Below are 12,294 nucleotides of genomic sequence, written 5' to 3'. Positions count from 1 at the left end.
TAGCGGGATTGGGGGGGCTTGTCAAAGGAACGGCGCGGCAACCCGAACGAGTGCCGCGCCGTTTTGCAGAAGCGGAAACCGGCCAGGAGAAAGCGCCGGTTCCGACCGTCAGAAGAAGGTGGGAGAGAGAGGAACTTCAGCGTTTAGGATCCGGTAGATGATCCCGGTTGCCAGAAGCAGGCTCATCCCGATCGCAAGCGGTACGAGCAGACGGTCTGCGACCAGATCCACGATAAGGTTCAGGCCTTTGTAGCTCCTTGAGATCGCTTGCATCGACACCTCCACCACGACGGTCTTGGCGAAATGCTATCGGCCGATTATGGCCGGATTGGGGCCAGATCACGACTCCGGCCGGGATTAGGGGCAAAAAAGATCATTGCTGAGCCCGAACATCATGAATCCGAGAACAATCACCAGCCCGACCGAAACCGCGAAATTCAACACCCGCTCCGGCAGCGGCCGCCCGGTCAGCGCCTCGAACGCGTAAAAAACCAGATGCCCGCCGTCGAGCATTGGTACGGGAAAGAGATTGATGAGCCCGATCGCCGTCGACAAAGCGGCGATGTACCAGATGAAATCCGCTGGGCCGAGCGAAACCGCATGGGCCGACGTCTCGGCAATGGTGATCGCACCCCGGACATTGCAGCTTGAAATCGCCCCGGTCACGACATGGCCAAGCGTCGAGAGCGAGGTCTTGGCAACGAACCAGCCCTGTCTTGCCGCGCTCTGCACCGCCTCCCAGGGGCCCGCCGCGCGCGTGGCAGGCCCAAAGAAGAAATCACCCCCAATGCCGATCAGATAGCGCGTCTCAAACCCGCCGCCCTCCTTGGGCGTATCGGTGATCTTGGGTGTAAGCGTGATGTCGAGGCGCTGCCCCTCGCGCCAGACGCCAAGCGTCATCGCGGCGCCTGCACCTTCCCGGACGCGTGGCCCGATCTCATCGAAAGTGTTGATCTTCGTCCCGTTGATCGTCTCGATCACATCTCCGGGCTTCAGCCCCGCCGAGGCGGCGGCCGTGCCCGGCGACACATTGGAAATACGTGGCGGATAGAGCGCGGGGCCGTCAACCGCCACAACGGAACCGTCGCGCTTGACCTCGTAGGTCAGGGTTGCCTCGTGCGGCACGGAATCGGCAGCGGCATTCAGCGCTTTCCAGTCGGCAATCGCCGTACCCTCGACGGCGACAATCTCGTCTCCCGGCAGCAGGCCACCCACACCGCCGGGCAGCGCGTAAAGTACCGCGACGGCGGGCTGTTCCTTGGGAATACCCATCGCCAGAAGCAGCCCCGCCCCCAGAAGGATGGTCAGCGCGAAATTGAAGAAAGGCCCCGCAGCCACAGTCGCAGCCCGCGCCCAAAGGGGTGCGCCGTGCATCGTATGGCGCATCTCTTCGGCCGACAGTTTCGAGACGACCTCGCCATCGGTCCCAGCCGAGGCAGCATTCGCATCGCCCAGAAACTTCACATAACCGCCCAGCGGGATTGCCGCCACCTGCCAGCGGGTGCCGCGCTTGTCCATCCGGCTCCACAGCACCTTGCCGAAGCCGATGGAAAAGACCTCGGCATGGATGCCGGTCAGGCGACCGATGATGTAGTGGCCATATTCATGGACGGCGACGATGATCGAAAGTGCGACAATGAAGGCCACGACATTCAGCGCCACATTGCCAAAGCTCGGGATCAGGCCGACTGCGTCCACGTCATGTCCTTCCGGTCTTTTCGACGACCGCCCGCGCCACGCGGCGCGCTTCGCGATCGCCTTCCAGTATCATATCGAGGCTGAGAGCGCCTTTGCCAAGGGCTCCCTGCCCCACCATCCGGTCGAGCACCGTCTCGACGACACCCGCCATGTCGAGAAAGCCGATCCGTCCCGAGATAAAAGCGTCAAGCGCCACTTCCTTCGCCGCATTGAAGGCGGCACCTGCCAATCCGCCGGTCTCCATCACCTCGCGCGCCAGCCGCAGCGCCGGATAGCGAGCGGGATCGGGCGCGCGGAAGGTCAGGCTGCCAACGGCGGCAAGGTCCAGCCGGTCGACCGGCAGATGGGCGCGGTCGGGCCAGTTCAGCGCATAGCCGATGGCGTGGCGCATGTCGGGCGCGCCCAGATGGCCGATCATGCCGCCGTCGCGGAACCCCACAAGTGCATGGACAAGGCTTTCGGGATGGACGAGTACCTCGATCTTCTCGGGCGCAATGCCGAAGAACTCATGCGTCTCGATCAGTTCCAGCGCCTTGTTGAACATCGACGCACTGTCGATGGTGATCCGCTGGCCCATCGCCCAGTTGGGGTGGGTCGAGGCCTCGGCTACCGTCGCCTCTGCCAGCCGGTCCATGGGCCAGTCGCGGAAGGCACCGCCCGAGGCGGTGATGATGATCCGCTCCACGGCCTGCATGTCTTCCGACAGAAGCGCCTGAAAGATCGCCGAATGTTCGCTGTCCACCGGCAGGATGCGCGCGCCGTTGTCGCGCGCCGTCTGCATGATCAGGGGCCCGGCTGTGACAAGGCTTTCCTTGTTGGCGAGCGCCAGTGTCGCGCCCCGCTGCAGCGCCCGGAACCCCGGCACCAGCGCCGCCGCACCGACGATCCCTGACATGACCCAGTCGGCAGGCCGGTCGGCGGCCTCAGCCAGCGCCTCGGCGCCCGCCGCCGCCTCGATGCCGCTTCCGGCAAGCGCCTCGCGCAGATCGGAGAGGCACTCGTCATAGGCCGTGACCGCGATCTCGGCCTGAAGCGCGCGCGCCTGCTCGGCCAGACGCGCGACATTGCGCCCACCGGTCAGGGCACGGGTGCGGTAGGCCGCCCTGCCCCCTTGCCGCATCAGAAGATCGAAGGTGCTTTCGCCAATCGAACCCGTGGCGCCAAAAACCGTGACGGACCGCATCGCTCAGCCCTCGAAGACCGGCACCGGCAGGCGCAGGAGGCCCCAGACGAGCACGAAGACCGCAGCACCGATCAGCGCATCGAACCGGTCGAGCAACCCGCCATGCCCGGGGATGAGGTTTGACGAGTCCTTCACCCCCGCCCGCCGCTTGATCGCGCTTTCGGCGATGTCGCCCATCTGGGCAGCGAAAGCGGTCAGCGCCGAGAAGGGTACGAGCACCAAGGGATGGCTAAACCAGGCCGCGAAGCCAAGACCCACGAGCGCGGCACCGAACCAGCCAGCGGCAGTGCCCGACCAGGTCTTCTTCGGCGAAACGCGCGGCCAGAATTTCGGACCCCCGATCATTCGGCCACCGAAATAGCCCAGAATGTCGGACGCAATGACAACCAGCACCAGCCAGGCCGCGAAGGCAAGCCCGTAGCCTTCGCGGAAGGCGACGAAGGCATAGACCGCCAGCATGATCAGGAAACCGTAGGCCGCGTAGACCATCCGGTCCTTCCGGGGCACGGCAAGGCCGACAAGCGACGGCAGCGCCAGCGTCGCTAGCCAGTAGGGCCCATGTTCGAAGAGGATGACCGCCATAGACAATGCGGCAACCGCCCCCACGATCAGCGCCTGCACGGGGCGGTCGGACGCGGTCAACCGTGCCAGCTCCCACAGGCCGAGGCCCGCCGCGGCGATAGCGAGCAAAGCGAGCGGCCAACCGCCCGCGGCCACCGCCGCCAGACCAACGGCCGACACGATCAGGCCAGACAGGACGCGGACTTTCAGGTCAGCCCATTTTGAGGGCTCGCTCATGCGCTGACGACACCGCCAAAGCGCCGTTCGCGGCGGGAAAAGCGGTCAATGATCGCCGCCAGCTCTTCGGGCGTGAAATCGGGCCAGAGCGTGGGGGTGAACTCATATTCGGCATAGGCCGACTGCCAGAGAAGGAAGTTCGAGGTCCGCGTCTCGCCCGAGGTGCGGATGATCAGGTCGGGATCGGGCATGTCGGCGGTATCGAGCCGCGCCGCCAGCGCCTCCTCGCCCGCTTCCTCCGGCTTCAGCCGCCCCGCCGCCACATCCTCTGCCAGCTTTTTGGCCGCTCGCGCGATCTCGTCCCGGCCACCGTAATTGATTGCGACCGTCAGCGTCAGCCGATCGCAGTCGCGGGTCTTGGCTTCGATCCCGGCCATCAGTTCCTGGATCACCGGATCGAGCCGGTCGCGCGAGCCGATGAACCGCACCCGGACACCCGCCTCGCGCAGCTTTTCCGCCTCGTTGCGGATATAGCGCGCAAACAATGCCATCAGGCCCAGAACCTCTTCGGTCGAGCGTTTCCAGTTCTCGGTCGAGAAGGCGAAGATGGTGAGATGCTTGATGCCAAGGCCGGGCGCGGCACGCACGATGGCGCGCACCTTGTTGGCACCGCGCCGGTGGCCCACAAGGCGTGGCCAGCCCCGGCTCGTGGCCCAGCGGCCGTTGCCATCCATGATGATGGCCACGTGGCTTGCCGTGCGCGTCGTGATGTCCTTGGCCGCCATTCCGCCTGCGCGTGCCCTTCTGCCCAGCCTTGCCCGTTCTGCCCCGCCAGATCTGCCCGATACGGTCAGACCTGCATGATCTCCGCCTGCTTGGCCTCCAGCGTCTTGTCGACGGTGGCGATGGCCTTGTCGGTCAGCTCCTGCACTTCGTCGTGCCACATCTTCTGATCGTCCTCGGGCATGCCCGCGCCCTTGGCCTTCTTGATCTGGTCCATGCCGTCGCGCCGCACGTTGCGGACCGCGACGCGCGCATGCTCGGCATATTGCGCCGCAACTTTGGTCAATTCGCGGCGGCGCTCTTCGTTCAGCTCGGGGATCGGCAGCATGATGATCGTGCCGTTGAGTTGGGGATTGATGCCAAGTCCGCTTTCGCGGATCGCCTTCTCGACCTTGCCGACCATGCCCTTGTCCCAGACATTGATCGTGACCATGCGCGGCTCCGGCACGTTAACCGTGCCAAGCTGGTTGATCGGCGTCATCTGGCCATAGGCGTCGACGTGGATCGGCTCCACCATCGAGGCCGATGCCCGCCCAGTGCGGAGCGAGGAAAACTCGTGGCGAAGGGCGGCAATAGCGCCGTCCATCCGGCGGCTGAGGTCGTCGATGTCAATGTCGATATCGTCGGACATGGGTCTTTCCGGGGTCGTGTCTTTGGGTTTCTATAGGCGAGAAGGCCGCTTCTGTATAGGGCCGGGTGCCTCTTGCCAGGGGCCTCCCCGGGCGCTTCGCTTCTCGTCGGGCGCCCCGACGAGCGGTCGAAGACCGACGAGGAAGATTGTCGGAACGTCAGTCCTTCACGATCGTGTAGGTGCCCCGTCCCGACAGGATGCCGCGGAAGCCGCCCGGCTCGTCCAGCGAGAATACGACGATCGGCAGGCTGTTGTCGCGCGCCAGCGCAATCGCCGAGGCATCCATCACGCCGAGATGCTTCTGCAGCACCTCGTCATAGGTCACATGGTCATAGCGCTTGGCGTCGGCATGTTTCTTGGGATCCTTGTCATAGACCCCGTCGACCTTGGTGCCTTTGAAGATCGCCTCGCAGCCCATCTCATTGGCGCGCAGCGTCGCCGCCGTATCGGTGGTGAAATAGGGGTTGCCGGTGCCTGCGGCGAAGATGCAGACCCGCTTCTTCTCCAGATGCCGCACCGCGCGGCGGCGGATGTAGGGTTCGCAGACCTGATCCATCGGAATGGCCGAGATCACGCGGGTGAAGACGCCGAGGCTTTCCAGCGCCGCCTGCATGGCCAGCGCGTTCATCACGGTGGCCAGCATCCCCATGTAATCGGCCGTCGTCCGCTCCATCCCCTGGGCCGAGCCCTGCAGGCCGCGGAAGATATTGCCGCCGCCGATCACCATGCAGATCTCGACGCCGAGATCATGGACCGACTTCACTTCATTCGCGATCCGCTGGACGGTTGGCGGATGCAGGCCGAAGCCCTGATCACCCATAAGCGCCTCGCCGGAGATTTTCAGAAGGACACGTTTGTAGGTTACGGTGGGTTCTGTTGCCCCGGTCATATGCTCTCTCATAATCTGATTTGCGGGCCGTCGCCGATCCCCCAGAACCGGGCCCTTGTCACTGGCGCGCAAAATGACGGAAAACGGGACGAGGTTCAACGGCAGATCGCGGCCGAAAACACGACAGATTGCGTATTGTGGGGGCAAGCGGGACAAATTATGGATGACCTGCCCGGCATTCCCGGCGATCTACCACCCGAAAAACCGGTTGTGATCGCTGGTCCGACCGCCAGCGGCAAGTCGGCGCTGGCGCTCGCCATAGCGCGCCGTCAGGGCCGCGCGATCGTCAACGCCGACGCACTTCAGGTCTGGTCCTGCTGGCGTGTGCTGTCCGCTCGCCCGACCCTGGCTGAGGAAGCCCTCGCGCCGCACCGGCTGTTCGGCCATCTGGAGCCGGGCGCGGATTACTCCGTCGGCCACTGGCTGCGCGAGGTCGAGGGGCTTCTGTCCGTTCACCCTGCCCCGGTGATCGTCGGCGGCACGGGCCTTTATCTCACCGCCCTGACCGAAGGGCTGGCCGACATACCGCCGACACCCGCGCCTGTCCGGGCCGAGGCCGACCGCCGGGTCGCGACCGAGGGCGCCGAGGCGCTTCTGGCAGAACTCGACCCGGAGACCGCACAAAGGATCGACCGGCAGAACCCCGCCCGCATCCAGCGCGCCTGGGAAGTGCTGCGCGCCACCGGCCGCGGCCTTTCGGACTGGCAGGCCGAGACCGGCCCGCCCCTCCTGCCCGCCGGATCGGCCACGCTTCTCAGGCTCGATTGCGACCGAGACTGGCTTGCCGAGCGGATCGACGCACGGTTCGAGCGGATGATCGCCGAGGGCGCAATGGATGAAGTCAGGGCGGTCCTTCCCTTTTGGAACCCGGCCGCCCTTTGGGCGAAGGCCATCGGCGCGCCCGAGTTGATCGACTACCTGCGGGGGGTCACACCGCTCACAGACGCAATATCTGCCGCCAAGGCCCAAAGCCGCCAATATGCCAAGCGCCAACGCACCTGGCTCCGTCGGCGGATGCAGGGCTGGCAGGTCGTCACTGTGGGGTGAGTCTTTTCGGCATCGCTTCGCCGATCTCCTTGAATAGCCCGGATTTTTCTTGGCCGAACGCCCCGCTTCCCGTATTTAGATCGGGTCCTCCGCAGACTGCGGGGGCTGTGACGACAAGATGCGGATCCGACTTTGGCCAAACTCTTCACTGCGACGCCCCTTTCCCAGTTTTCCGACGCGCTCGCCGCGCCGGGTCCTGCGCCGCGCACCGCGCGCCGGATCGCCGAAGTTCCAGCCCCTGCTCCCGCCGCCTTGCGGCTCGTGCCGATCGCCCGGCTTGCGCAGGGCGGTCGCTGGCGGGTCGAGGCGATGCGCTCTTACAGCGAGCCCTTGCTTCTGTGGTTCACGCGCGGCCAGGGCCGGATCACCATCGGTGGCGTCACGCGCGGCTACGGCGCCCATAATGCGATCTATATTCCCGCGGGCGTCATGCACGGGTTCGAACTTGGCGCCCAGTCCTCCGGCACCGCGCTTTTCTTCGGGGAAGATCACGGGCTCGACCTGCCCGAAGACCCGCTGCATCTGCGCATCCGCGATGTCGGCCCCCAAGCCGAATTGTCCGGGATCATCGAGAATATCCAGCGCGAACTTGACAGCACTCGTCCCGCAAAGGACCGTGCGGCCCGCCATCACCTCGGCCTTCTGTCGGTCTGGCTGGAAAGGCAGGCTGACGTTTCCGCCGACGCGGCCCGCGAGCCTGACGCCGCGCGCCGCATCGCGCGCGCCTATGCCGATCTTCTGGAACGCAACTTCCGCTCCGGGCTCGGCGTCGCCGATTTCGCCCGCAAGCTCGGCGTCACGCCCACTCATCTCAGCCGGGTCTGCAACAAGACCTGCGGGCGGCCCGCTTCCGACCTTCTGCACGACCGGGTGATCTTCGAGGCCCGCAAGTTGCTGACCGAAACGCGCGTGCCGATCCGCGACATCGCCGAGACGCTGGGCTTCACCTCGCCCGCCTATTTCACCCGCGCCTTCCAGCATCGGACCGGCAAGACGCCATCGGGCTTCCGCAAGGGACGTTGAGGCACCCCGGCCCGCCCCGCCACGATTTCCGCAATGACGGAAAAATTCGCCGGATGCGCAGCAAATCGGTGGAAGACGACGCAAAGCGTCGCATTTGCACGTTGACGTGTCGTCAAAAAGGGTGCGCAATAAGCGTGCGAACCTCACTTTCACGTCGCGTGAACCCGCCGCCAGACGCGGGTCATACGTGCGCATTGACTTGGTCCATCGCACAGGGAGAAAACAGATGACCAAACATACCGTGCCGGAAAAACTTCATCCGGCCGTCGAGACTTTTGCCAAAGACTACAAGGACGGAAAGATCAGCCGCCGCGAGTTCCTGGCCCATACGACGGGCATCGGCCTGTCGGCTGTCGCCGCCTACGGCCTTCTCGGCCTCGCCGCGCCGGAAGCCCGTGCGCAAGAACCCGCGATGGGTGGCACGCTTCGGATGCAGATGGACACGAAGGCCGGCAAATACCCGCCGACCTGGGACTGGTCGGAACTGGCCAATTTCTCGCGCGGCTGGCTCGACTACCTTGTCGAGTATAACAACGACGGGTCGCTGCGCGGCATGCTTCTGGAAAGCTGGAGCGCAAACGATAACGCCACGGAATACATGCTGAACGTCCGCCAGGGCGTGAAGTGGAACAACGGCGACGATTTCACCGCCGATGACGTGGTGCGGGTGATCACCGACTGGTGCAATGCCGGGATAGAGGGCAATTCGATGGCCTCGCGCATGGGCGGCCTCGTCAATGCCGACACCAAGATGGCGGCAGATGGCGCGATCACCAAGGTCGACGATCATACCGTGAAGCTGACGCTTCCCGCGCCCGACATCACCATCATCGTCGGCATGGCCGACTATCCGGCCGCAGTCTATCACTCGAGCCTCGGCCAGAACGACCCGATCGGCAATCCGATCGGCACGGGCCCCTACCTGCCGGAAAAGAACGAAGTTGGCGTGAAGCAGGTGCTGGCGAAGAACCCGAACCATACCTGGTGGGGCACCGAGGTCTATGGCGGGCCCTATCTCGACCGGATCGAATATATCGACCTCGGCACCGACCCGGCCGCCTGGCAGGCCGCGATCGAGGCCGACGAGATTGATGCGGTCCACCGCACCGAAGGCGATTTCGTGACCGTCTTCGACAGCCTCGGCTGGGCGAAGTCCGAAGCGATCACGGCGGCAACCCTTGCCGTCCGCTTCAACCAACTCGCTGACATCTACAAGGATGCAAAGGTCCGCAAGGGTCTGCAGACGATCGTCAACAACGCCACCGTGCTGGAACTGGGCTACAACAACCTCGGCAAGGTTGCCGAGAACCACCATGTCTGCCCGATCCACCCGGAATATGCCCAGCTCGATCCGCTCGTGGTCGATCCGGCAGCCGGCAAGGCCATGGTCGAGGAAGCAGGCCACGGCGGCACCGAGTTCGAGCTCATCTCGCTCGACGACGGCTGGCAGGCGGCGACCTGCGACGCGGTGGCGGCGCAGATCCGTGACGCGGGCCTGAACATCAAGCGCACGATCCTGCCGGGTTCGACCTTCTGGAATGACTGGCTGAAATATCCGTTCTCGGCAACCGAATGGAACATGCGTCCGCTCGGCGTCCAGATCCTTGCGCTGGCCTACAAGTCGGGCGTCGCCTGGAACGAAACGGCCTTCGCCAATGCCGATTTCGACGCGGCGCTGGCCGAAGCGCTCGGCATTGCCGATGCCGACAAGCGGCGTGACGTGATGGCCCGGCTCGAGAAGATCATGCAGGATGAAGGTGTCCTCATCCAGCCCTACTGGCGCTCGATCTACCGCCATGCCCGCCCGAGCGTGCATGGCATCGACGCCCACGCCACGTTCGAGCACCATCACTACAAATGGTCGATGGACGCGGCCTGACCGCAAAGAGCGACGGGGCGTGGCAGGACCACGCCCCGTTACCAAGATTTGCCTCCTCGCATGGGGGCGACTGGGCTCGGGGAAGAGTCTAACCGGGGGAGTTCATGCTGAAATTCCTGATCCGTCGCCTTGCGGCGATGATCTTCACGGCATTGTGCATCACCTTTGTGGTGTTCTACCTGACCAACCTGCCGCCCAACCTCGAGAAGGTCGCGAAATCCGAAGCCGGATCGCGCATCTCGGACGAGGAGGTGCAGTCATGGCTGGAAAAGAACGGCCATGCTCAGCCGCTTCTCAAACGCTATGGCGAATGGCTCGGTGTCGTACCGGGCTGGACGCGCACCGACGAGGCTGGCGCTGTCACCGGTCGCTGCATCCGTCCCAAGACCGACCCCGCCGAGGCGCCGCACTATTGCGGCATCCTGCAGGGTGACTGGGGCTTTTCCACCGTCTTCCGCGAAGACGTGTCCAAGATCATCGCCACGCGCCTCGGCCTGACCGGCCTTCTGATGTTCTGGGTCATGGTCACGATGGTGCCCCTGTCCCTTCTGATCGGTGTTCTGGCGGGCATGCGCGAAGGCTCACGCCTTGACCGCACGCTTTCGACCTTCTCCATCGCCTCGACAGCCACACCGGAATACGTGTCTGGCGTCATCCTGATCGTCGTCTTCGCCTCGAAACTCGTGGGCCTGCAATGGTTCAAGGGCTCGGCCAACAGCGCGATGGACGGGCTCACATTCGAGAATTTCGCCCTGCCGGTCGCGACCATCGTCCTTTACGGCACCGGCTATATCGCCCGCATGACCCGCGCCTCGATGACCGAGGTGATGACCGCGCAATATATCCGTACCGCGCGGCTCAAAGGCGTGAGCTTCGCCAGTGTCGTGGTCAAACACGCGCTCAGGAACGCGCTGATCGCCCCCTTCACGGTGATCATGCTGCAGTTCCCCTGGCTCCTGAACGGCGTTGTCATCGTCGAGACGCTCTTCAACTACAAGGGCTTCGGCTGGACGCTGGTCTCTGCCGCCGGCAACAACGACATCCAGCTTCTTCTCGGCTGCTCGGTCGTTGCTGTCCTTGTCGTTCTCGTGACGCAGCTGATCTCCGACATCGGCTATGTCTTCCTCAATCCCCGCATTCGGATCAGCTGAGATGGAGACCGCCATGGAACCGCTCGCCTGGGGTGCCATCCTCGCCACCGTCCTTCGCCTCTTCCTGCCGGTCTGGATCGCGCTGATCGCCACCTATGCACTGTCGATCGCCTTCAAGCGCAGGCTGGGGCTTTACGGCAAACTCTTCGATTCGACCGTCGGCATGATCGGCTTCGGCTTCGTGATGTTCTGGGTCTTCACCGCGCTTTTCGCGCCGATGATCGAAACCCGCGACGTCCTCAGTCAGATCAGCCAGATGAAGAACGTGGTGCCCGGCACGCCCATTCCCGACGGGTCCGGCCACTACCTCTTCGGCGGCGACAACCTCGGCCGTGATGTCTTCTCGCGCATGGTAGCGGGCAGCCGCATCGTGATCCAGATCGCGCCCTTGGCCACCATGTTCGCCTTCATGGTGGGCGTGACCCTCGGCCTGCCCGCGGGCTACTATGGGGGCTTCTTCGACACCGGGCTGTCGTTCCTGGCGAACCTCGTCCTCGCCTTCCCGGTCATCCTGCTCTTCTACCTGCTTGTCACACCGGAAATCGTTCAGACCGGCCTGCCGCAATATATCGCCGTCGTCCTCTTCATCCTGCCGCTCCTCTTCCTCCTTCTCCTCATCAATTCGCGCTATTACGTGACGCCGGGCTTCCGCAATATCGTGATCGCCGCGGTGCTGGTGATCGGCGGCTGGGCCTATCTGAGTCTCGTCAGCGAGGCAGACACGAAGATTGCCGTCCTGCCGCAGGCGCTCGACCTGATCCATGTGCCCGCTAATATCCTCATCGTCTTCGTGTCGGTCGTCTTCGTGAACGCGCCCACCGTCTTCCGCATCGTCCGGGGCATCGTCCTCGACATCAAGACCCGCGATTATGTCTCCGCCGCCCAGACACGGGGCGAACGGCCCTGGTACATCATGCTGTGGGAAATCCTGCCCAACGCACGGGGCCCCCTGATAGTCGATTTCTGCCTCAGGATCGGCTACACGACGATCCTCCTTGGCACCCTGGGCTTCTTCGGCCTCGGTCTCTCGCCCGAAAGCCCCGACTGGGGTTCGACCATTAACGCCGGCCGCAAACTTCTGACCATCGCGCCCTGGCCCGCTCTCGTCCCCGCCATCGCGCTCATGAGCCTCGTCCTCGGCCTCAACCTCCTCGCCGACGGCCTGCGCGAGGAAAGCCTGAAAGACTAAGGTAGAGAGGCACTTGCCCCTCTTCCGTTTCCAAATATCCCGGGGGTCCGGGGGCAGAGCCCCCGGCCTCCCTCTCAGAACCA

General features: G+C 64.3%; 12 protein-coding genes. 5 read left to right on the top strand and 7 right to left on the bottom strand.

The genetic code is table 11. From position 1 onward, the window contains the following. Positions 1 to 108: 108 nt before the first annotated feature. The 7 genes from OU426_RS00845 to pyrH form a co-directional block, all read right to left on the bottom strand. On the bottom strand, positions 109 to 273 hold the full coding sequence (locus tag OU426_RS00845) for a hypothetical protein (RefSeq protein ID WP_267631944.1): 165 nt from the start codon (positions 271 to 273) through the stop codon (positions 109 to 111). Between the two features lie 84 nt (positions 274 to 357). After that, complete coding sequence (rseP, locus tag OU426_RS00840) at positions 358 to 1,698, bottom strand: RIP metalloprotease RseP (RefSeq protein WP_267631943.1); 1,341 nt, start codon at positions 1,696 to 1,698, stop codon at positions 358 to 360. A 1-nt stretch (position 1,699) separates the two neighbouring features. Next, the gene (gene dxr, locus OU426_RS00835) at positions 1,700 to 2,881 is read right to left on the bottom strand and encodes a 1-deoxy-D-xylulose-5-phosphate reductoisomerase (RefSeq protein WP_267631942.1); all 1,182 of its coding nucleotides are present in this window, start codon (positions 2,879 to 2,881) and stop codon (positions 1,700 to 1,702) included. Between the two features lie 3 nt (positions 2,882 to 2,884). Continuing rightward, on the bottom strand, positions 2,885 to 3,679 hold the full coding sequence (locus tag OU426_RS00830) for a phosphatidate cytidylyltransferase (RefSeq protein ID WP_267631941.1): 795 nt from the start codon (positions 3,677 to 3,679) through the stop codon (positions 2,885 to 2,887). Beyond that, positions 3,676 to 4,404: a polyprenyl diphosphate synthase gene (gene uppS / locus OU426_RS00825; protein ID WP_267631940.1), complete on the bottom strand. Its 729-nt coding sequence runs from the start codon at positions 4,402 to 4,404 to the stop codon at positions 3,676 to 3,678. Before uppS ends, OU426_RS00830 begins: the two co-directional genes overlap by 4 nt. A gap of 65 nt (positions 4,405 to 4,469) precedes the next feature. Further along, positions 4,470 to 5,033 (bottom strand): ribosome recycling factor, encoded by a 564-nt coding sequence (gene frr / locus OU426_RS00820; RefSeq protein ID WP_267631939.1) that lies wholly within the window; start codon positions 5,031 to 5,033, stop codon positions 4,470 to 4,472. A gap of 157 nt (positions 5,034 to 5,190) precedes the next feature. Further along, positions 5,191 to 5,922, bottom strand: coding sequence for a UMP kinase (pyrH, locus tag OU426_RS00815; protein ID WP_267631938.1), 732 nt, complete (start codon positions 5,920 to 5,922; stop codon positions 5,191 to 5,193). A 159-nt stretch (positions 5,923 to 6,081) separates the two neighbouring features. On the opposite strand from pyrH, the gene miaA reads away from it, so the two are divergent. The 5 genes from miaA (at position 6,082) to OU426_RS00790 (ending at position 12,211) form a co-directional block, all read left to right on the top strand. Beyond that, positions 6,082 to 6,969 (top strand): tRNA (adenosine(37)-N6)-dimethylallyltransferase MiaA, encoded by an 888-nt coding sequence (gene miaA, locus OU426_RS00810; RefSeq protein ID WP_267631937.1) that lies wholly within the window; start codon positions 6,082 to 6,084, stop codon positions 6,967 to 6,969. 132 nt (positions 6,970 to 7,101) lie between these two features. Next, the gene (locus tag OU426_RS00805; RefSeq protein WP_267631936.1) at positions 7,102 to 7,992 is read left to right on the top strand and encodes an AraC family transcriptional regulator; all 891 of its coding nucleotides are present in this window, start codon (positions 7,102 to 7,104) and stop codon (positions 7,990 to 7,992) included. Positions 7,993 to 8,218: 226 nt separating this feature from the next. Beyond that, positions 8,219 to 9,871, top strand: a complete 1,653-nt coding sequence (locus OU426_RS00800; RefSeq protein ID WP_267631935.1) for an ABC transporter substrate-binding protein — start codon at positions 8,219 to 8,221, stop codon at positions 9,869 to 9,871. Between the two features lie 104 nt (positions 9,872 to 9,975). Next, entirely contained in the window at positions 9,976 to 11,022 is a 1,047-nt protein-coding gene (locus OU426_RS00795; RefSeq protein ID WP_267631934.1) for an ABC transporter permease, read from the top strand. A 13-nt stretch (positions 11,023 to 11,035) separates the two neighbouring features. Then, complete coding sequence (locus tag OU426_RS00790; RefSeq protein ID WP_267631933.1) at positions 11,036 to 12,211, top strand: ABC transporter permease; 1,176 nt, start codon at positions 11,036 to 11,038, stop codon at positions 12,209 to 12,211. Positions 12,212 to 12,294: the final 83 nt, after the last annotated feature.

This window comes from Frigidibacter sp. RF13 (genome assembly GCF_026626305.1).
Lineage (GTDB): Bacteria > Pseudomonadota > Alphaproteobacteria > Rhodobacterales > Rhodobacteraceae > TMP-24.
This window is presented reverse-complemented; position numbering and strand designations above follow the sequence as displayed.

Excerpts from the sequence above, each read along its gene's own strand:
- OU426_RS00800 (WP_267631935.1), top strand. The coding sequence starts at position 8,219 with ATGACCAAACATACCGTGCCGGAAAAACTTCATCCGGCCGTCGAGACT.
- pyrH (WP_267631938.1), bottom strand. The coding sequence starts at position 5,922 with ATGACCGGGGCAACAGAACCCACCGTAACCTACAAACGTGTCCTTCTG.
- dxr (WP_267631942.1), bottom strand. The coding sequence starts at position 2,881 with ATGCGGTCCGTCACGGTTTTTGGCGCCACGGGTTCGATTGGCGAAAGC.
- OU426_RS00845 (WP_267631944.1), bottom strand. The coding sequence starts at position 273 with ATGCAAGCGATCTCAAGGAGCTACAAAGGCCTGAACCTTATCGTGGAT.
- OU426_RS00830 (WP_267631941.1), bottom strand. The coding sequence starts at position 3,679 with ATGAGCGAGCCCTCAAAATGGGCTGACCTGAAAGTCCGCGTCCTGTCT.
- OU426_RS00790 (WP_267631933.1), top strand. The coding sequence starts at position 11,036 with ATGGAACCGCTCGCCTGGGGTGCCATCCTCGCCACCGTCCTTCGCCTC.
- frr (WP_267631939.1), bottom strand. The coding sequence starts at position 5,033 with ATGTCCGACGATATCGACATTGACATCGACGACCTCAGCCGCCGGATG.
- uppS (WP_267631940.1), bottom strand. The coding sequence starts at position 4,404 with ATGGCGGCCAAGGACATCACGACGCGCACGGCAAGCCACGTGGCCATC.
- OU426_RS00795 (WP_267631934.1), top strand. The coding sequence starts at position 9,976 with ATGCTGAAATTCCTGATCCGTCGCCTTGCGGCGATGATCTTCACGGCA.
- miaA (WP_267631937.1), top strand. The coding sequence starts at position 6,082 with ATGGATGACCTGCCCGGCATTCCCGGCGATCTACCACCCGAAAAACCG.